The sequence below is a fragment of the Actinotalea ferrariae CF5-4 genome, assembly GCF_000603945.1.
GTDB lineage: Bacteria > Actinomycetota > Actinomycetes > Actinomycetales > Cellulomonadaceae > Actinotalea > Actinotalea ferrariae.
This window is the reverse complement of the sequence record NZ_AXCW01000088.1, coordinates 1-18,613: the sequence shown is the minus strand read 5'-3', so window position 1 is coordinate 18,613 and position 18,613 is coordinate 1. Positions and strand designations below refer to the sequence as shown.

Here is an 18,613-nt window from a genome sequence, read left to right as displayed (position 1 = left end):
CAACCACGCATAGATCCGAAGAGCCACCTAACCTCAGCCGACGGACAGGGCGACGACCCAGCCTTCTGCTTCGAGGTCCTGGCGGGAGAAGTTGACCTTGCCTCGGTGCGCCACCTCGATGGAGTAGAAGTCGGAGTCCGGTACGTCCACGGTGAACGGGAACGTGCACCAGCCCCAGTAGACGGTCTTCTGCGGGAGGTTCATGGTTGCGTCGAGGTACTCGTCGGTCGCCTTGTTGAACGCGTCCCACTCGGATTGCGGCGCCTCGACGTCCGGGACCGGCGGCGCTTCGGGTGCGTTGGACCAGTCGTCGACCTGCTGGGGCTGTCCCATCTCGAGTTGGCCTGCGGCGAGGTTCCCGAGGGCGAGGAGGTCTCCTGCACCGCCGTAGACCGAGACCTGTGTGCCGGTCGCGATGTCTTCGTAGCCGCCGGCTCCGAGGGACCCCGCGGTGCAGGGGCCGTCGGCGGTGTCGGACTGGGACAGGTCGTGAACACTCATCACGCCTGTGAGTTGGTGGGTGATGGGCGCGGCCGGTTCCACGATCGTGTCGACGGGCTCGGTGCTCGGGGAGGGCTTGGCTGCCTTGTCGACTGCTGGCGCGCTCTCGGCTGCTGGTGCGGGAAGGGTGGCGCTCTCGGCTGCGCCACAGCCGGTGATGAGTGCGAGGAGCGCAGCGGCACAGACGGTACGGGTCCAGGGCATGCCCCTTCATCGGTGCAGGGGGGCAGCGTTCTGATGCGCTGACCGGGTGATCCGTGGCGCCAGCTTGGGTGTGGGCCTAGGTGCGACGTGTTCGAACGTGGCGGGTCCTGAGCCAGCGCACCATTGTGCGGACCGCGGTTCGGTGTGGGTCTCGACACGCGAAGGGAGGGCTCCGGCGGTGTGCCGGGGCCCTCCCTTGCTGTGTGCGGGGTCAGCGAATGGTGTGCGGGGCGAGGGCGAGGATGTCCTCGGCGGTCGCGGGGATGACGTGGGTGGTGATGGGTGCGGTGAGCAGGAGGCGGGCGGTGTCGCGGTAGGCGCGGGTGTAGTCGCGGTCGGGGGTGGCCGGAGGGGTGTGGCTCCAGTTGTCGGGGCGGCGGACGGCGTCGGTCTCGTTGGTGCCGAGGAGCTCGGAGTAGATGTGCCGGCGGGCGCGGTCGCGGCCCGGCCCGGTGGTGAAGGTGGCGGTGTCGAGGTCGAGGTAGACGTCGTTGTCGCGGTCGTTCCAGGTGTCCTGGGGCATCCAGAACGGCTTGGTGTTGAGCAGGATGCACAGGTTGGTGACGAGGGTGGTGGCGTCGGTGTCGAGGATGAGGTCGACGTCGTAGAGCTCCTCGGTCTCCTCGTGCCCGTACTGCTCGGCGTAGAAGGTGTAGTTGTCGCCAAAGTCGGGGTGCATGCGCAGGAGCGCGTCGTCGACGGCGGTGGCCGGCTGACCTGTAGGCGCTGCGAGGAGGGACCGTCCGCACGCGTTGCACGGACGGAATCGTGGTGAGCCTGGAGGGGGTGGACGCCCTGGAGCGCGAAGCATCTGGTGTCTGTCGCATGCGGGTTCCGGCGGGTGAGCCGACTGGCGCGATGGCGCTGGTCGGGGCCGCCCGGCATCACCACCCGCTGGTGATCACCCGTCGGAGGAGGTCTTCCACCTTGCGCGCGAGCTCGGGTTCAACTGACAGGCTCTGGCTGCTCATCTGATCGAGTGCGGCGGTGATCCTCGTTGTCCATCGCAGGTCGACGCCGAGCTGGTCGTGGAGCCAGTCCTTGAACGAGTGCGGGTGGCGCTGGGCGCGGTACTGCTGGATGACCTTGTCCCAGCCGGGGAAGGACGGGTGGAGGGTGCGGACGGCGTCGGGGTGGAGGTATGCGGTGATGTCGGGCCGGTTCAGGCCGATGACGTGGATCGGTCGGCCGCGGTTGTCGCACTCTCGCTTGAGGTCGCGGAGTTGCCGCTCCTCGCCGGTGAGCTCCCTGTTCGGCCGGTTGCCGTTGACGATGTCCTTGCGGGTGTTGTCGATGAGCAGGGCGATGGGAACGTCCAGGATGCGGTCGATGAAGTCGAGCTCGGCGGTGGCGAGCAGGTTGCGGGTGCCGAACATGCGGATGATGCCAATGCCGGCGTCGTTGAGCTGGTCGCCGTAGAGGGTGTCGAGGACGAGGCGGTCGTGTTCGCCTTCGACGATGAGCAGGCAGGTGATGCGTGCCAGGAGTTCGCCGCGCGTGAAGCCCATCTCGCCGGCGAGGGCTCCCCGCGCGTCGAGGTCTTGAGGGGCAAGTGGGGACAGGGTGCTGCCTTCAGGTGTGCTCTGGAGGTGGGCGAGAGCCCACCCCGGCAGGTCGAGGAACTGAGGGCTGTGGGTGGCGATGAGGATCTGGTCCCCGGAGCGCCGAAGGTTCTCAAGGGCGCCGGCGACGACACGCTGGGCTCTGGGGTGCAGATGCGCTTCGGGTTCATCCAGAACGCGGACGGTGGTGACCGGGGTCAACGCGTGAAGACCGTAGAGGTTCTCGACGAGGCTGCGGCGTAGGGGGTCTGGCGCGTTGCGGAGCTGTTGTTGGGCGGCCTCACGGAGCACCGGGTCCAGGACGTCGACGACCCGCTGGATGGCTTCGATGCTGAAGTAGCCGACCTGGTCGACGAGGGCCTGCACCTCCGTCATGACGGATACCAGCGGCGGGAGGATGAGGGCTTCGTCGATACTCGCAAGGAGCGCGTCGTAGATGGTCGCGCGGAGACCGAAGGCGATGACCGCTCGACCGGCGGTGGCGAGTGCTTCGTCGGCCCAGCGCCTCTCCCCCGACGACAACTTCTCGAGCATGTCGACGCGGCCAGTTCGCCCGATCTTCGTCTTGGTGCGGAGATTCGTGAGGTAGAAGTCGGCGTCCTCAAAGGAGCCCACAGGTTCGACTGCGATCTGGTCGGGCATGGTTAGCGCGAGCTCCTTGTTGGCCGCGTCCGCCATGACGAGATGGAGCCACCTGTCGGTACCCAGGGCTAGGTCAGGTGGGTCCCCGCTCGGGATCTGCGTGATGCCCAGGCGGGTGATCCGCCGGGTGAGTTGGTCGGCTCGCGGGTAGGCGTCGAGGTATGCGTCCTTGAGGGCTTGGTCGATCTCGTCGTTGTCGCGGGCGCGTGGTAGCCACTGCAGGGTGACGGGAATGGATTCGGCCGGCGGGAGCGCAAGGAGGTCGACCATGCCGGCGGTCGCGCCACGCGTGTGTTCGGCGAGGGCCGTGCGCAACGGCGCGAAGACGTCCGGGAGAACCGCGGCGATCTCGGCGACGGAGGCGGGAGGGGCGGCCCCGAGCAGCGTGCGGTCGTATCGAACGGTCGAGGATGGCGGGTCATCGTCGACGGTGCCAGGTAGGTCATCGTCGAAGATGCTGGTCTTCTTGAAGGTGATGTCCCGGAGGGTGTACCGGATGACTGGCTGATCGATCTGGTCCCGCAGGTATGTGACTACGGCTTCGGGGACACCGAGAGCGGCGATCCCTTCTGCGAAGGTGTCGCCACCGGGGCCGCCGATGCTGTCCCACCAGCGACGGTCCAGGATGGCGCGCACGAGGCCGGGGAGTTCGTGCAGCTCGATCTTTTCCGGGACGGTGAACTGGGTGTTCGGCGGCCAGGGCAGTTCTTCGATGGGTACTTGAGCGATGACTTCGAGGTCGCCGGGGGTGATGTCAGCCCGGCGCTTGGCGGTGAGAGGGAGCGCTTCCTCGGCATTGAAGAGGATAGCGAGGGCTTCGAGGAGGTTGGTCTTGCCGGTGCCGTTGGCGCCGAAGATCGCGGTCCCGTCGTGCCAGGGCAGCCAGATGTCGCGGAGGTTCTTGTACTTACGGATGTAGACGCCGCGGATCGCTGCGGGTCTGCGGGCGTCGGGTTCCATGTGGGGCCTCCGGTTGGTGCCGGCTCAGTGGTTGCGCAGGAAGGTGACGTGTTCGGCGGTGAGGTTGACGTCGGTGGCGTGCCAGCCGGCGTCGTGGATGGCGCGGGCGACGGCGGAGCCTTCGTAGCCGCGCCAGTGCCTGTCGTGCTCCCGGGATGAGGGTGGGAGTGGCATGCCGAGGACGTTCTCGATGGTGGCGAAGGTGGCGCGGACTTCGTCGCGGGGCTGGTCGCGCAGCCATTGCCAGAGGGCGCGGTACTTGCCGGTGTGGTTGGTGACGCCGGTCGGTGCGGCGGGGGTGTCGGGGGTTTGGTCTTTGGCCCACCACAGGAAGCTGGAGGCGTGCTGGAGGTGGGTGAAGCCGGGGCCGGCGTGGTCGACGAGGAGGTCGTTGCTCCAGGTGATGAGGCGGCCGATGGGTGCGCTGTCGCGGGGTGGGAGGTTGAGGCCGAAGACGGTTTGGGCGATCTCGCGTTTGCCGCCGTTGGGGCTGGTGTAAATGAGGATCGGCAGGAACCGGTCGGGGTTGGTGATGCACAGCACCTTGGTCAGGAGGGCTTCTTTGAAGCCGCGCATCTCCAGGGCGTGGGGGCCGTCGATGAGGTGGGTGAGGCGGTCTTCGAGCGGGATGTGGTCCGGCCCGTAGAGCAGGTAGGTGATGGCGCCGCGGGTGCGTTGGGCGGCTTCGGCTTCGCCGAGCTCGTTCCAGGCGCTGTTGAAGATGGACATGTTGCCGGGGCGGGCGCCGGTTTCGGTGTTGGCGAAGTCCTTGAGGTCTTGCGGGTCGCAGGTCGGCAGGACGTCGGCGCTGAAGATGCGCTGGTAGCGGGCCCAGTAGGCGGCGACGTCATCGTCGGGTTCGGGGTGGGCGGTGAGGAACTGCGCCTTGAGCGCGTCGACGGCGGCGCTGCGCCGGGGTGTGGGGACGTGAGTGGCGTGGAAGTCGGCGCGGTGGTCGGCGATGGTCTTGACCGGCGGTGGGGTGGGTTTGGCTTCGCCGCGCCACCAGTCGTGGTCGCAGGTGTTGCAGCGGATGTGGCGGCGGTCGTCGGCGGCTTTCTCGATGAGGTCGAGGTCGTCGGAGTCGCACTCTGGGCAGGTGACCATGGCTGGGCTTCCGGTGTGGGCGGTCAGCGAAGGGTGTCGGTCCACAGGGCGGCGTCGAGGAGGCGCAGCCGTGAGGTGTCGAGGTGGACGCGGGGGTGTCCGTCGGTGGCGGCGTCGGCGGCGGTGTCGATGGCGGTGATGAGGTCGTGGTCCTGGATGAGGGTGCGGAACAGCAGCCAGGTGGTGGCGTAGCCGTTGTTGTTGGTGGGGATGCCGAGGTGGTCGCGGATGCGGGTGTCGCGGACGGGGTACAGGTCGGGGCGTTTGCGGGCGCAGAGCTTGCTGGCGGTGACCCAGGCGTCGGGGGTGCGGGTGGTGGCGGCGGACAGGGCGGTCTTGATGGCGCGGTAGAGGTCCTGCATGGCCAGGAGTGCGTGGGTGTCGGCGACGTGGAGCTGGGTGTCGGGGAGGGCGCGCAGGTGGCCGAGGATCTCGGTGCGGGTGGGTCCGTCGTGCAGGAGGCGTCGGGTGGCTCCGGGGCCGATGCGGACGCTGAGGAGGGTGGTGGCGTGCAGGTCGGTGGCGGTGAGGTCGGCGGGCTGGAGGGGTTGGAGCTGGGCGAAGGTGGCGCCGGCGTAGTCGCTGTCGGTGTCGTAGAAGGTCCGTAGCCGTTGGTGGGCGGGCCGGGGTCCGTCGAGGGACAGCGCCTGGAGGGCACGGTCGCGGGCGTGCTCGAGGAGGGTGGCGTCGGGCGGTGTCCATCCGTCGGGGATCTGGGTCCAGGGCTGTTCGGCGTCGGTCATCTGTCGATCCTGGCGGTGGGCACTGACACGCGGGCGGCGGGTCGCCGCGGTGGTGCGGTGCCTTGATGGGCGCGCCTGCGATGTTCACTGGATCGGCGTACCGGCAGGTTTTCACTGTTCATGGGCGGCGCGGGCCGGGGCCGTCCACGGCATGGTCTGCGTGGACGGCCCCGGGTCTTGGTGTGGTGCCGGTGGGTCGCGGTTGGGGGCTGGGGTTATCGGGGGTGGGCGACGGCTGTGAGCCGTCGGGCGAGGTCGGCGATGTCGACCCCGTTGGCGGCCTGCACCTCGGCGTAGCGGTCCTGGGGGACGCGGCTGATGCCGTGCATGGCGCCGGCGATGGAGCCGGCCATGCAGGCGACGGTGTCGGTGTCGTCGCCGACGTTGGCGGCGGCGACGACGGTCATCCACGGGTCGCCGCCGGCGGCGACGAGGAGGCCGATGGCGGCGGGCACGGCTTCGGCTGCGGGCAGGCCAGCGCCGATGATGTCGGCGATGCGTCGGGTGGCGGTGTCGAGGTCGGGGGCGGCGACGGCGATTTCGGCGGCGAGTTCGATCCGGCGGGCGATGGAGGGGCCGGCGACCTCTCGCCCGTGTTGGGCGCCGATGGCGGCTCCTTCCTCGGCGGACCAGACGGCGGCCCGGACGACGTCGATGAGTGTGACGTCGTCGCACAGCGCGACGGAGACGGCGCCGGCGATCGCCGCGGCGGCGGACACACCGACGCTGGTGAAGTGGCTGGGTCGGCAGGTGATCGCCGCGGCTTGGACTGCGCCGGCGGGGTCGCCGGGGTGGACGAGTCCGGCGGGCGCGATGCGCATGGCCCCGCCGTTGGATGCGCCTTCGGTCGTCTCCACGCCCTGGGCGCCGATCCGCTCGGGGTCTTCTCCGGCCTTGATGGCGGCGATGGCTCGGCGGGTGCTCGGGCCGGCGAAGTGGGGGAAGTACTCGGGCTTGCCGGACCACTCGACGAGCATGTCGGCCACGGCGCGGGCGGTGATGGTGCCGCCGCCGGCGATGAAGGCCTCCGCCAGCATGATCATCTGGCTGGAGTCGTCGGTGAACTGTCCTGCGGCGCGGCCCTTGGCGAAGGGTGAGTCCTGCGGGGGCGCGTAGAACTGCTCCACTCGGCCGCCGAACCGAGCGCGGATCTGGTCGATGCTGCGCTGCTCGGTGGGGGCGCCGAGCGCATCGCCGATGATCGCGGTGGCGAGTGCCCCGTGGATGCGGTCCTCGAGCGCCGCGCGACCTGGGACGGTGCCGGGTGCGGTCGGGGCGGTGGTCGGGCTGGCCATCAGGTGGTACCTCCGGTGGTGGGTCGAATCGTGGGTAGGGGCCGGCCGCGCGAGCCGAGGGCGCCCAAAGTGGTCGCGGCCGCCTGTGCCGCCCGGGCGGTCGTGGTCCCGATCGGGTCGCCGGCGACGAGACCGGCGACGAAGGTTCCTGCGAAGGAGTCCCCGGCGCCGGTGGAGTCGACGACGTCGACGGGGATCGCGGGTTGGGCGTGGGCCTGCCATGGCCCGTTCGCGTCGCGGTGGAGGACGAGCGCTCCCCGTGCGCCGAGGGTGATGACGAGCATGCGGGGGCCGGTCGAGGGGCCGGACCGCAGCAGGTGCAGCCCGGCGTCGATGGGATCGTCTCGGTGGGTGAGGGCGCGCAGCCCGCTGGCGTTGATGACGACGAGGTCGGCGCTGGCGGCGAGCCAGCCCGCGCGGGCCGGGTCCGCGTCGACGAAGCTGCCTTCGATGTCCACGCTGGACAGTGCGCCGTGGGCGCGGGCGAGCTCGACGAGCTCCGCGGAGAACGGGATGTCACCGAGCATGTGGACCCAGCGGGTCTGGGCGAGGAGCCCTTCGGGCAGGTCTGTCCGTTCGGGCAGGGAGGCTGAGGTGCGTCCGCCGAGGAGCGCCTTCTCCCCTGTGGCGTCCAGGGCGACGGCGCACCACCAGGTGACGCCGTCCGGTTCGATGTGGACGTACCTGGTGTCGACCCCTTCGGACTGCAGGTCGGCGAGGCACTGCTGGCCGAAGGCGTCGGATCCGACCCGGGAGACGAACGCGACCTCCAGATCGGGCCGTGCCCGGGTGGCGGCCGTGGCGAAGTTGGCGCCCATGCCTCCACCGAAGATGCCCAGGTGTTCGCCGATTGCCTTCTCGTCGCGCCCGGGGAGTCCCTCGACCCGCACCATGAGATCGATGCCGGTGTCGCCGACGACGGTGATGTCGTGGGCCCGGGAGCCGGGCGCGGCGATGGTCAGCAGATCGCGGATGGCGGTGTCCGGGCCGAGGACGTGGTCCGGTGGCACGCTGATCGGGGCTGGTGCGTCGTCTGCTTGGGGTGGGGTCGCCGGGTTCATCGCCGTGCCCGACCGAGCAGGTGCTGCAGGAGGATGGAGGCGATGAGGACGGCGCCGAGCAGTCCGATCTGCCAGGTGTTGCTGACACCTGCGAGCTGGAGGCCGGAGTTCAGGACGACGACGAGCGTCAAGGCAAGGAACGTCCCCGACACGCGGCCGACGCCGCCGGTGATGGCTGTTCCGCCGAGGACGGCGATGGTGATGGCCTGCAGCTCCATGCCGGTTCCGGCGGTCGGCTTGGCGTTGAGGAGCCACGACGCCATGACGACGGAGGCGAGCCCGGCCAGACCACCGGAGATGCAGTACAGGGACGTGCGGACGCGGGCGACGCGCACGCCGGTCAGGGATGCCGCGAGCTGATTGGAACCGACCTGGTACACCTCTCGGCCGAAGCGGGACCGGTGCATGACGAAGGCGAGTACGCCGTAGGCCGGCAGAAGGATCAGCAGGACCTGGGTCGGGATCCCGGCGATCGCGGACTGGCCGAGCTGGGCGAAGCCGCTGCGGTCGAACCCGTTGATGTCTACTCCCCCGGCCAGCACCAGCGCCGCGGAGGCGTACAGGTAGAGGGTTCCCAGGGTGGCGATGAGGGGAGGAACGCCGACCACGGTGACGAGCAGTCCGTTGACCGCTCCGAGCAGGACGCCCGCGACGACCGCGACGAGGACTGCGATCCAGGGGTCCAGGCCGAGGCTGACGGCGGTGAGGCCGAAGACCACGCCCGACAGCGACATCGTCGACCCCACTGACAGGTCGATGCCTCCGCCGCCGCCGAGGATGACAAGCGTCTGGCCCAGGGCAAGGAGTCCCAGGACGGCGCCGTACTGGGTCATCGCGAGCAGGTTGTCGACGCGCAGGAAGTACGGGGAGAGCAGGCTCATGACGAAGCCGGCGAGGAGGATCAGGCCGAGCAGGAGGGCGTTTCTGTCGTTGAGCAGCCGTGACGCCCATGCGTGGTCGGCGCCGGGCAGGCGTCGCCGGGGCTGCGGGCTCCCAGCTCGGCCGGCGGTCGGGAGCACTGGCGTGACGGTCTTCGTGCGGTTCATGCGACGCTCCCTTGCGTCTCGCGGGTGGTGCTCCTGGTCGCGAGGATGTCCACGGAGACGGCGATGATGATCGTCAGGCCGATCATCAGGCCGTTCCACAGTGGCGGCACGCCTGCGAGCACGATCCCGTTCTGCAGGATCACGATGAAGGCCAGGCCGCCGAGGGTCCGCAGGATCGAGCCCTCTCCGCCGAGGATCGACGTGCCGCCGACCACGACGGAGGCGATGGCGAGCAGGGTGAGCTCGTTGCCGGAGGACGCCTGGACCACGCCGACGCGTCCGACGTAGATCGTCGCGGCGAGGCCGACGAGGCCACCGAGGATCCCGTACGCGGCGAAGGTGACGCGGGTGGTGCGGATCCCCGCCAGTCGCGCGGCGTCGGGGTTGGAGCCGATGGCGAAGAGGTCACGCCCGAACGGACGTCGAGTGAGCACCCAGTGCAGGACCGCGTAGACGACGGCGACGACGAGCAGGACCTGCGGGACGCCGAGGACCCGCTGACCGGAGAGGATCGATGCGACCGGGGCGGAGAAGACGTCCGTGCGGTTCCACAGCGCGAATAGGAGCGTCTGGAAGATCGCAGCGGTACCGAGGGTCGCGATGATCGCCGGGACGCGGAAGGCCGCGACCAGTGCACCGTTGAGTGCACCGAGTGCCAGACCGACGGTGACGGACAGGAGCACGACCGCCCAGGCCGGCGTCGCGGATCCCATGAGGGTGGCGACGAACCACGCCGAGACGCCGACGGCGAAGCCCGCGGACACGTCGATGCCGCCGAGGAGGATGACGAGGGTCATTCCGGCCGCGACGAGGGCGAGGTCGGCGGCGTTGACGGCGATGTTGGCGAAGTTGTCTCCGCTGAGGAACCGCGGTGACAGGAGCGAGAAGACGATGAGTTCGGCGATGAGGAGGATCGGTAGGAGCATCGTGCGCAGCCGCTGCAGTGTGGTGGCGTTGCCGGTCATGCTGCGACCCCCATCGCGGCCCGCAGGACCCGGTCAGGCGTGGCGTCGGACCGGTGGAAGGTCGCGGTCATGGCTCCCTCGTGCAGCACGTGGACGACGTCGGCCAGCGCCAGCAGGTCTGGCAGTTCGCTGCTGATGACCAGGACCGCCATGCCGGCGGTGGTCAGGTCGTGGATGTCGCGGTGGATCTCGCCCTTGGTGGCTACGTCGATGCCGCGGGTCGGCTCGTCGAGCATGAGCAGTCGCGGTTCGGTGGACACGGCTCGCGCGAGCAGGACCTTCTGCTGGTTGCCTCCGGACAGGGAGGTGATGGGCGCGTCCGGGCCGGCCGCCTTGATGCGCAGGCGCTCGCTCCACCGTCGGACGAGTGCGCTCTCCTCGCCGCGGCGCACCAGCCCCCAGCGGGTGAGCGTGCGCAGGGCGGCAGCCGACAGGTTGGACCCGACCTCCATGTGGGAGAAGAGCCCCTGGATCTTGCGGTCCTCGGGCAGGTAGGCGACCCCCGCGCGGAGGGCGTCCGCGCTGGACCGGGGTGTGTAGGGCTTGCCGTGCAGGAGCATGCGCCCGCTGGTGGGGCGCAGGTTGCCGAACACGGTGAGGGCGACCTCGGTCCGTCCAGCTCCGACGAGCCCGTAGAGACCGACGACCTGGCCGCTACGCACCTGCAGGTTGACGTCATCGAACAGCCCGTCGACCGACAGTCCGTCCAGCTCCAGGACGACCTCTGTATCGCTGGCCGGCCGTTGTTCGGTTCGTGTGGGAGCCGGGCCGTCCTGGTTGACCTCGTGGCTGGTCGGGGAGCCAGCTTCTTGGGCCTGCTCGAGCTTCGACGTGCCCTCGCCGCCTCCCATCATGGCCAACAGCTGTTCGCGGTCCGGCTCGCGGATCTCCCCGACGAGCGCGCCGTCGCGCAGGACGACGAAGCGCTCGGCGACACGGTGCAGCTCGTCGAAGCGGTGCGTGATGTAGAGCACTGCCGTGCCGGCTGCGCTGAGCTGGTCGACGATACGGAACAGCTCGTCGGCCTCGGCGTCGGTGAGGATGGACGTCGGCTCGTCGAGGATCAGGACCTTCGCCTGGTCGGCCACGGTCCTGGCGATGAGGACCTGCTGCTGCTCGGCCAGGGAGAGGGAGTCCATGCGGCGCCGGGCCATGGCTCCCGGTAGTCCGAGGCTCTCCAGCAGCGCGACGCTCTGCTGCGCGACCTGACCGCGGTCGATCGAGCCGAACCGCCTACGGGGCTGTCGCCCGATGTGGAGGTTCTCCTGGACCGACAGGTGCCCGAAGACGGCCGGTTCCTGGTAGACGGTCGAGACGCCGGCCGCGAGTGCTGCCGCAGGGGCGGTCGGGGCGAAGGGCTCGCCCTGAAGCCGCATCATGCCCTGGTCCGGCGCGTACACGCCGGCGAAGATCTTCATGAGGGTGGATTTCCCGGCACCGTTCTCGCCCATGATCGCCACCCGCTCTCCGGGGTGGACCACCAGGTCCACCCCGGAGAGAGCGATGGTCGCTCCGAAGCGCTTCGTGATGCCGTGGGCCTCCAGCACTGGAGTGGTCACGGTGTGTGCCTTCGCGTGATCGAGGTTCGGGTCAGAAGTCGAAGTCCGCGTAGTTGCTCTTGTCGAAGACCGTGGGCGGACCCAGCAGCAGGGTGCCGGTCGACGCGTCGTACTCGACGGGGTCGTCCAGGCCGGGGACCTGGTTCGTCTCCTCGAACTCGTTGCCCTCGACGAGCTGCACGAGCGCCCACACGGTGAGGTAGCCGAGGTCCTCCACGTCCCACAGGACGGTGGAGGTCATGGCGCCGGACTCCAGGAAGGTCCCCGCGGTCTTGGGCGATCCGAAGCCGGTGACAGCAATCTCACCGATCTTGTTGGCGTTCTGCACGGCCTGGGCCACGCCGGGGACGGCGGTCGAGGGAACGGCGATGATCCCCTTGAGGTCCGGGTAGGCGGTGATGAGGTTCTGCGCCTCGCGGAGCGCCTCGGCGCTGTCGACGGTGTGCCGGATGTCCCCGACGAGCTCCATGTCGGGGTACTCGGCCTCGCGCTGCGCCTCGGCGGCCGCGACCCAGTTGTTGAAGGTCGCGACGTCGGGGGCACCGGAGACGATCGCGTACTGTCCGGACTCGCCCATCGCCTTGGCGAGCTCGTCCATGACGGCCGCGCCGAGGGCCTCGTCGGACGCCTGGGAGACGAAGATCTGCCGGTCGCTGTCAGGGGCGTCGGCGTCGGAGGTTGCCACCTTGATACCGGCTTCCAGCGCGTCCGCGATGGCACCGTTCATCGACGTCGGGTCCAGCGGCGAGATCGCGATCGCGTCGTAGCCCTGCGCCACGAGGCCGTCGACGATGCGCTTCTGCTCGGCCGAGTCCGCCTTCGCAGGTCCCGCCTGGTCGTACGTGACCCCGAGTTCCGCCGCGGCACGGTCCGCGCCGGTGTTGAAACCGGAGAAGTACGGGATGCCCTCGACCTGCGAGACGAAGGCGACGCGGACGTCGCCGGAGCCTCCTTCGGCGGCGGGGGCGGTCTCGCTCCCCGCAGCGGTTGACGAACCTGGCGCGGTGCTGCTGCACGCCGCGAGCAGCGACACGGCGCTCACAGCTGCGATGACGGCGAACCGGCTCTTCATCGAGTCCTCCTCAGGGCACGTCGGCGTGCCCGTCCATGTGGAACGCTTCTGCCGCACCGGGGGTGGTGCAACAGGCAGGACGCTAGCCACTTGTACCAACATGTGCAAGCATTCGTTGGTACAAGTTCGTCGAAGGGGACAGGCTGATGGCAGCACCGGCATACCAGCGCGTGGCGGACGCGTTGCGGGCCTCGATCGAGGATGGCAGCTGGTCTCCCGGGGACGCCCTGCCGAGCGAGGCACAGCTGATGGCGACCTATGACGTCAGCCGGAACACGGTGCGCCACGCGCTGTCGGTGCTGGAGAACGCCAACCTGGTGCGCCGGCAGCAGGGCCTGGGCACGTTCGTCGCCGATCAGGGTGTGAGTCATGTCCTCGGGGATTTGAGGAGCTTCACCCAGGTCATGGTTGACCTTGGTCTGGAACCCGGTATCGCGGACGTGAGCGTCAGGCCCGACGAGGCACCCGCCAAGGCGCGCCAGTTCCTTCCGGGGGACCACCTGTGGCTTGCGCGGCGGGTGCGGCTTGGTTCCGGTCGGCCGTTCTGCCTCATGGAGTCGTGGTTGCCCGATGCGATCGGGTCACGCCTGGATCCGGAGCGGCTGCGGGAGCGGCAGTCGTTGTACGGCGTCCTTCAGGAGGACCTCGGCATCGTGCTTGCGTCAGCGACTGAGACGATCCATGCGGAGGCGGCGGACGAGGAACGGGCGGCGGCGCTCGAGGTACCCGTCGGCTATCCCCTGCTGACGGTGACGCGGTGGAGCAGCGATCGCCGCGGCCAACCGGTGGAGTTCGTCCGCAGCCACGCTCCGGGCGACCGCTACGAGTACGTGATCAAGCTCCGCCAGTAGCGGACACCGTCAGATTGCCGTGATCGTGTCCGGGCCGACCGGGACGATCACTGGCATGGAGAACACCGTTACCCCTCCCCCGTTCGAGCTGTCCCGTGCGACATGGATGGAGGGCGAGATCGTCTTCGGCGATAGCGGTGTCGGCGGCATCCCGCTGGACGGGGACATCGTGTTGTCGGTCGATGGAGGTCGGTCGTGGCGGGGGAAGCTGTCGACGTCGGCCCTGGAGGCGGTGGAGCAGCAGCTGTGGGCGCACCGGGAGCAGGCGCAGGGGGTCACTGAGGCCGAGGCGTTGGCGATCGCCCGGGCCGCTTTCGGGTACGAGCTGGCATTCTTCGGCCTGGATGCCGATTGGGATTCGGCGAGCCTGGCGGTGTCCGCGACCCGTCATGTGGTGTCGGTGTCGGTGGCGGCGCCGGTGCGGTGGGCGGAGCTGTTCGAGCCGGATGTGCGGATGGCGATGGTGCGGCTGGAGATCTCCACCGGTGAGGTGAATTTCGCGGAGTTCGTGCTCAGTGACCCGGAGGAGCACGACGTGTTCGCCCGGGAGGAGCTGGATCCGGGATCGCATGCGAGCCCGAGCCTGGACTCGATGACCTGGTTCTGCCTGAGCTCGTTGGGTGAGTGCCTGGCGGCTCGGGGTCTGCCGGCGGTGTCGGACTGGCATGTGGGGTACGACCAGTTCCCCGGGGCGGGTGGGTGGTCGGCGGAGCTGCGGGTGTGGGCCCTGGTGAGCGTCCCCGACGCGGCGGCCTGAGCGGGGATCGCGTAGCGATCTGCGGGCGCCGGCTGCGGAGGCGCTGACCGGCCGTGCGCCGCCGAGCCGGTGACCGGCTCGGCCGCTGTCGAGGCGACGCGTTGACAGGTGCGTGCGCGGGGTGGCGTGCCTTCGGTGACTCCGGACGGTGGGTCGGGTCGTGGGGCGGTGTGCCTTGCGGTGCCGGTGCCGTGGTGGTGCCGGGCTCGTGTAAGCCGAAGGAGTGCGTGATGGACAGCAAGTCGGTGTCGGTGTCGTTGGAGGCCCTGGCGGGTCGGTGCGCGGTGGGGGCGGTGGAGCCGCTGGCGCCGCCGCTGTACGCGTGCGGTGACGCGACGCGCTCGGAGGTGGAGGTGGCGGTGCGGCTGCTGGTCTCCGGTGAGCGGCGGTGGCCGGTGGCGCAGGTGCTGGCGGTGGACGGTGCGCAGGCGGAGGTGCTGGACCGCTGGGCGGTGGTGCCGGTGGCGGGGTCGGCCACCGGTGTGGTGGTGGACGGGGTGGTGTGGCTGCTGGCGGCGTGCGCGTTGATGGGGGTGCGTCCAGCGTGGGTGGAGGAGTCCGAGTGGGAGGCCTGGGGTGTGCCGGCGTTGCGGGAGGACGGCCGGTCGGTGGTGTGGGTGGGCCCGGGTGGGGTGGTGCCGGCGGGTGCGGTGGCGCTGCCGCGGGTGATGCCGACCTCGGTGGCGCTGTTCGACCTGCTGGTGCCGGTGGAGGTGGCGGAGGCGGTGGCGGTGTTGCGGGCTCGGACGGTGGGGTTGGAGGTGGCGTCCGGGTCGGTGGTGGAGGTGCTGGGCCGGTGTCTGGTGCTGGCGGCGCAGGACGCGTACGAGGGTTTCCACGCCTGACGGGGCGGGGCCTTGGTGGGGCCGGTGCTGGGTGGCTGTGGTCACCGGGCACCGGCCCTTCGTCGTTCCGGGTTGCTGCCGGGGCGGCGGCTGCGGTGCGGCGGCGTCCGGGGACGGCTGGATCGGTGTGGCGGAGTCGTCGGTGTCGTGACGCCGTGGCGGGCTCTGGGCCGGCAGTGGTGGGAGGTCGCGGGCGGTGCGGCCGGGCCTGGGTGATCAGGGGGTAGGCCGGGTGGCGAGCTCGGTGCGGAGTGCGATGACGAGGGCGGTGGTCTCGAGCCATTGCTGGTGTGTGAGGTCGGCGTAGGTGCGGACGAGGTCCCAGGCGAGCCGTTCGGCGTCGTCCACGGTGCGGGTGTCGGTGTTCATGAGCTGGTAGGTGGCGTCGAGGAGGCTGCTGAGCCGCAGCTCGCTGGCGCGTTCGGTGAGCATGGTCAGGACGTTGTGGATGTGGTCGGTGCTCATGGCGGTGATGCGCAGGACGGTCGCGTCGCGGTTGACCCAGATGTCGGTCTGGTCGAGGACCCGGGGGTCGAGGGTGTCGGGTGTGACGTGGGTGGCCCAGTCGGGGATGTCGGGTGCGGGGTTGTCGTTGTTCACGTGCCGGACGGTGCCGGGGGTGGAACGGAGCGCAGTGCTGTTGGGCAGCGTCGTTGCTGCTCGGGTCGCGGTTGCCTGGGCGTGATCAGCCGTCCCCGGCCCGGGGCGCTGAGGCGCCGGGGTCGGGCCCCGGGGTCGGCTGCGTTGCCTCACCGCGGCGCGGTGGTGTCAGTACGTCCCACCGACGGCGGCGGCGAGCCAGAGGAGGTTCTCGTCGCGGGCGGCCGGGACGTGGCGGGCGAGGTGGTGCACCGCTTCGGCTTCGGTGGGTTCGAGGTCGCGTCCGAGGATGGGCCGGGCGACGTGGTTGAGCGCGGCCAGGGGCACGCGCAGCTCGGGGAACATGCACAGGTCGGTGGTGAGGGTCTCGGCGTCGAGGCCCAGGAGGATGACGTACCAGGTGTCGCGGCGACCTGTGACGTCGCAGGTGAGGCCGTGCGGGTGGAGGGCGGTGATGAGCCGTGTCTGCATGCCGATCCAGGCGCGCCAGCCGCGGGAGGTGTTGGACTCCTCGGTCATGGTGCGGTCCCAGTGGGACGGTGCGAAGCCGGTAGTCGGGTCTGCGATGAAGGTGGCGAGCATCTCGTGCTGGATCCGGCCGCGCGCGACGCCGTTCAGGGGTGGAAGCAGGGGGCGCGGGGATGCCGGTGAGCCTGTTGTTGTGGTCATGGCTCGGACGGTGCGGCTTCGGCCCGGGCAGGCACTGCGCGCACACCACTGACCGGTCGCGGCAAGTTCGAGATCCGGCCCCGTGAAGGGCGCCGGTGATTACGGTCGCGTGTATGTCTGGAGTGTCGTAGAGGACCGCCGAGGGAGGGCGGCACGGGGTCCTCGGCGCAGCTAGCCCCTGAGCTCGGACTGCGCGATCTGTGTCCTCGCGTGATGGTGCGGACGTCGTTGGCGCCCCGGATGTCGGCGACTCGGCGATCCCGCGTTTCGCCGCGGCCGCACGCGAGAGCGCGCGTCCGGTCCGAAGGTGCCGTCGCGGCCACTCCATGCGGGGCGGCGCGTCATTGACCGTGCGGGCGACGGCATGAACACGTGCGGGTGAAGCCGCATCTGCATAACAACTGGTCGTGTCCGCCTGGGCCAGGGCCATGGACCACTCGCCCACGACGAGCGATAAGGTCGCTCATGTGCCGCTCGGACGCGCTGCCCCACGGACTGTGGATCAGAGACTGGCGGCATTCGGCGCTGCGCGCGGCGACCTGCTTGCGCTGAGTCCTGTCTACTTCGGCTGGCGTGAGCGGATTCTTTGTGAGGGCGCTCCTTCGCGGGCAGGCCAGCGCCTAGCGGTCACCGACGATGTCTACGCTGAGTTGTCGCCGTTCCCCCACGGCAGTCAACCGGTCTCGTTCGGTAGCACGCTAGTCCCTGGTACGCGTGTTCGATTGCTTCCCGCCGAGGACCCGGACCCTTCCCGTCCGCTCGCGCACGACACCTGCGAGAGCTACCGACTGAGCTTCCCGCAAGGCGATGCCAGGGAGGTCGCAGCGATCCTGAACGCTGTCGGGCTCCTGCCTGCCACGGTTGCGGCGAGGAAGCTCAGGGTGCTCGTCCCGGGGGGCCTTGGCGGAGCACTCGCTGTCGAACCTCGTCGGGTCGGGACCATGCTTGAGGCCAGGTTCACCACGGACGGGTACCCCCTCGATGTGCTGAAGGTTGCCGGCGCCGTTGACGAGTACGCCTTTGGAGCGCAGGTCATCGCCTTGGCCAACCTGCCCCACGGAGCCGAGAACGCCGCGCCGTACATCAAACGGTTGACGTTCTTGTCGGCTCCGGCGGCGCGACAGATGATGACCATGCTTCTCAATGGTGAGCTAGTCGGCGGCGACCTGGGCCAAGAACTGCTGGACGCCTCCTATGCCGCCACGTCGTTTGATCCAGCATCAACTTGCCGATTGTGTGCGCGGCAGTTCCACCCACGCTGGTTACCGCACGAACGAGGTAGCACCCACCCCCGCTGGGAGGTGTGTCCGCGCTGCCTGGAGGCGATGTACAAGGACGGTGTGCCCGCGCGCGCAAGGGCCTCGCTCAAGGAGCTTGCGGAGTTGGCGCGGCTCCTCGGACATGTACCGACTGCGAACTGGCGCGAGAGACTTGAGGACGAGACCCACGACTTCGACCTGTACGTCAGGTTGGTACGACAGTCGTGGCGAGTGGCGCCCAGCGCTTGGTACAAGGCCGCGTACGGGTCGTGGTTCCAGGCCCTTGTTGCCTCTGGGGTACTTGCCGCAGGAGACCTACGGCGAGCGGTTGGCTACCGAACCATTGCGGCGGACGGGCACCTATGCCTCTCCCTCGGCGAGAGGACCATTGATGACTGGTTGCACACCCACGAGATTCCCCACACGCGCGAACCCTCGTACCCGGGCAGCCGGTACCGAGCTGACTGGCTCGTGAACGGGCGACTAGTGGAGTACTTCGGGCTCTCCGGCGTCCCCGAGTATGACGCGAAGTCTGAGGCGAAGAGGCTTGTCGCGGGTGCCGCTGGCATACCGCTGGTTGAGATCACGCCGGCCGACCTCGCCGATTGGGAAGCCTCCCAAGTTCGAGTCGCAACCGAACTTGGCGTCTGTCTCTCCCGCTGAGTTCATCGGTGGGCCGGTCATCAGCTCAGCTGCTTCCATCGCCGCAACGAGCTCCGGTCTAGGCAGGGAGGTTGCCCTTCTTCCACGGGTCGTGGATGCGCTGCTTTAGATACCCGTCAGTCGGCCTTACGGTCACGAGGGACAGGAACGGTTGACGATTCTCGTTGCGGCGGCCGCGTCGTGCCCTTGCCTGGGTGCCATCGGTTCGCCGAGCTGATCCGGTTTGTCGGCTCTTCGGAGTTGAGCGTGGGT

The 18,613-nt window shown here is 69.5% G+C and carries 17 protein-coding genes; 4 read left to right on the top strand and 13 right to left on the bottom strand.

Annotation, left to right across the window (positions count from 1 at the left end):
- Nucleotides 1–33 precede the first annotated feature (33 nt).
- The 11 genes from N866_RS09675 to N866_RS09625 all read right to left on the bottom strand — a co-directional run bounded on the left by N866_RS09675 (nt 34) and on the right by N866_RS09625 (nt 12,717).
- Complete coding sequence (locus N866_RS09675; protein ID WP_155855285.1) at nt 34–501, bottom strand: hypothetical protein; 468 nt, start codon at nt 499–501, stop codon at nt 34–36.
- A 415-nt stretch (nt 502–916) separates the two neighbouring features.
- A complete protein-coding gene (locus tag N866_RS09670; protein WP_034225759.1) occupies nt 917–1,384 on the bottom strand; it encodes a hypothetical protein in 468 nt (155 codons plus the stop codon).
- A 205-nt stretch (nt 1,385–1,589) separates the two neighbouring features.
- A complete protein-coding gene (locus tag N866_RS09665; protein ID WP_034225756.1) occupies nt 1,590–3,869 on the bottom strand; it encodes an AAA family ATPase in 2,280 nt (759 codons plus the stop codon).
- Between the two features lie 24 nt (nt 3,870–3,893).
- On the bottom strand, nt 3,894–4,976 hold the full coding sequence (locus N866_RS09660) for a DUF7662 domain-containing protein (RefSeq protein ID WP_216699421.1): 1,083 nt from the start codon (nt 4,974–4,976) through the stop codon (nt 3,894–3,896).
- Nucleotides 4,977–4,999: 23 nt separating this feature from the next.
- Complete coding sequence (locus tag N866_RS09655; RefSeq protein ID WP_034225752.1) at nt 5,000–5,719, bottom strand: DUF6308 family protein; 720 nt, start codon at nt 5,717–5,719, stop codon at nt 5,000–5,002.
- Nucleotides 5,720–5,934: 215 nt separating this feature from the next.
- On the bottom strand, nt 5,935–7,014 hold the full coding sequence (locus N866_RS09650) for an ADP-ribosylglycohydrolase family protein (protein WP_052022766.1): 1,080 nt from the start codon (nt 7,012–7,014) through the stop codon (nt 5,935–5,937).
- On the bottom strand, nt 7,014–8,024 hold the full coding sequence (locus tag N866_RS09645; protein ID WP_034225750.1) for a carbohydrate kinase family protein: 1,011 nt from the start codon (nt 8,022–8,024) through the stop codon (nt 7,014–7,016). Before N866_RS09645 ends, N866_RS09650 begins: the two co-directional genes overlap by 1 nt.
- Before the next feature lie 47 nt (nt 8,025–8,071).
- Nucleotides 8,072–9,121: an ABC transporter permease gene (locus N866_RS09640; protein WP_052022764.1), complete on the bottom strand. Its 1,050-nt coding sequence runs from the start codon at nt 9,119–9,121 to the stop codon at nt 8,072–8,074.
- On the bottom strand, nt 9,118–10,086 hold the full coding sequence (locus tag N866_RS09635; protein ID WP_052022763.1) for an ABC transporter permease: 969 nt from the start codon (nt 10,084–10,086) through the stop codon (nt 9,118–9,120). Before N866_RS09635 ends, N866_RS09640 begins: the two co-directional genes overlap by 4 nt.
- On the bottom strand, nt 10,083–11,645 hold the full coding sequence (locus tag N866_RS09630) for a sugar ABC transporter ATP-binding protein (protein WP_034225746.1): 1,563 nt from the start codon (nt 11,643–11,645) through the stop codon (nt 10,083–10,085). Before N866_RS09630 ends, N866_RS09635 begins: the two co-directional genes overlap by 4 nt.
- 31 nt (nt 11,646–11,676) lie before the next feature.
- Nucleotides 11,677–12,717, bottom strand: a complete 1,041-nt coding sequence (locus N866_RS09625) for an autoinducer 2 ABC transporter substrate-binding protein (protein WP_034225744.1) — start codon at nt 12,715–12,717, stop codon at nt 11,677–11,679.
- Between the two features lie 146 nt (nt 12,718–12,863).
- Here N866_RS09625 and N866_RS19870 point away from each other — a divergent pair, with 146 nt between their 5' ends.
- The 3 genes from N866_RS19870 (at nt 12,864) to N866_RS09610 (ending at nt 15,170) form a co-directional block, all read left to right on the top strand.
- Nucleotides 12,864–13,568: a GntR family transcriptional regulator gene (locus N866_RS19870; RefSeq protein WP_155855284.1), complete on the top strand. Its 705-nt coding sequence runs from the start codon at nt 12,864–12,866 to the stop codon at nt 13,566–13,568.
- 55 nt (nt 13,569–13,623) lie between these two features.
- Nucleotides 13,624–14,325, top strand: a complete 702-nt coding sequence (locus N866_RS09615; protein ID WP_155855283.1) for a hypothetical protein — start codon at nt 13,624–13,626, stop codon at nt 14,323–14,325.
- A gap of 230 nt (nt 14,326–14,555) precedes the next feature.
- Nucleotides 14,556–15,170: a hypothetical protein gene (locus tag N866_RS09610; protein WP_034225739.1), complete on the top strand. Its 615-nt coding sequence runs from the start codon at nt 14,556–14,558 to the stop codon at nt 15,168–15,170.
- A 216-nt stretch (nt 15,171–15,386) separates the two neighbouring features.
- Here N866_RS09610 and N866_RS09605 read toward each other — a convergent pair whose 3' ends face one another.
- Nucleotides 15,387–15,770, bottom strand: coding sequence for a hypothetical protein (locus N866_RS09605; RefSeq protein ID WP_034225736.1), 384 nt, complete (start codon nt 15,768–15,770; stop codon nt 15,387–15,389).
- A gap of 168 nt (nt 15,771–15,938) precedes the next feature.
- A complete protein-coding gene (locus tag N866_RS09600; RefSeq protein WP_155855282.1) occupies nt 15,939–16,439 on the bottom strand; it encodes a hypothetical protein in 501 nt (166 codons plus the stop codon).
- A gap of 497 nt (nt 16,440–16,936) precedes the next feature.
- Here N866_RS09600 and N866_RS09595 point away from each other — a divergent pair, with 497 nt between their 5' ends.
- Nucleotides 16,937–18,361, top strand: a complete 1,425-nt coding sequence (locus tag N866_RS09595) for a hypothetical protein (protein WP_155855281.1) — start codon at nt 16,937–16,939, stop codon at nt 18,359–18,361.
- Nucleotides 18,362–18,613: the final 252 nt, after the last annotated feature.

Bases quoted from the DNA above. Each gene is read 5' to 3' on its own strand.
- N866_RS09675 (WP_155855285.1), bottom strand. From the start codon at position 501: ATGAGTGTTCACGACCTGTCCCAGTCCGACACCGCCGACGGCCCCTGC.
- N866_RS09670 (WP_034225759.1), bottom strand. From the start codon at position 1,384: ATGCACCCCGACTTTGGCGACAACTACACCTTCTACGCCGAGCAGTAC.
- N866_RS09665 (WP_034225756.1), bottom strand. From the start codon at position 3,869: ATGGAACCCGACGCCCGCAGACCCGCAGCGATCCGCGGCGTCTACATC.
- N866_RS09660 (WP_216699421.1), bottom strand. From the start codon at position 4,976: ATGGTCACCTGCCCAGAGTGCGACTCCGACGACCTCGACCTCATCGAG.
- N866_RS09655 (WP_034225752.1), bottom strand. From the start codon at position 5,719: ATGACCGACGCCGAACAGCCCTGGACCCAGATCCCCGACGGATGGACA.
- N866_RS09650 (WP_052022766.1), bottom strand. From the start codon at position 7,014: ATGGCCAGCCCGACCACCGCCCCGACCGCACCCGGCACCGTCCCAGGT.
- N866_RS09640 (WP_052022764.1), bottom strand. From the start codon at position 9,121: ATGAACCGCACGAAGACCGTCACGCCAGTGCTCCCGACCGCCGGCCGA.
- N866_RS09635 (WP_052022763.1), bottom strand. From the start codon at position 10,086: ATGACCGGCAACGCCACCACACTGCAGCGGCTGCGCACGATGCTCCTA.
- N866_RS09625 (WP_034225744.1), bottom strand. From the start codon at position 12,717: ATGAAGAGCCGGTTCGCCGTCATCGCAGCTGTGAGCGCCGTGTCGCTG.
- N866_RS19870 (WP_155855284.1), top strand. From the start codon at position 12,864: ATGGCAGCACCGGCATACCAGCGCGTGGCGGACGCGTTGCGGGCCTCG.
- N866_RS09615 (WP_155855283.1), top strand. From the start codon at position 13,624: ATGGAGAACACCGTTACCCCTCCCCCGTTCGAGCTGTCCCGTGCGACA.
- N866_RS09610 (WP_034225739.1), top strand. From the start codon at position 14,556: ATGGACAGCAAGTCGGTGTCGGTGTCGTTGGAGGCCCTGGCGGGTCGG.
- N866_RS09600 (WP_155855282.1), bottom strand. From the start codon at position 16,439: ATGACCACAACAACAGGCTCACCGGCATCCCCGCGCCCCCTGCTTCCA.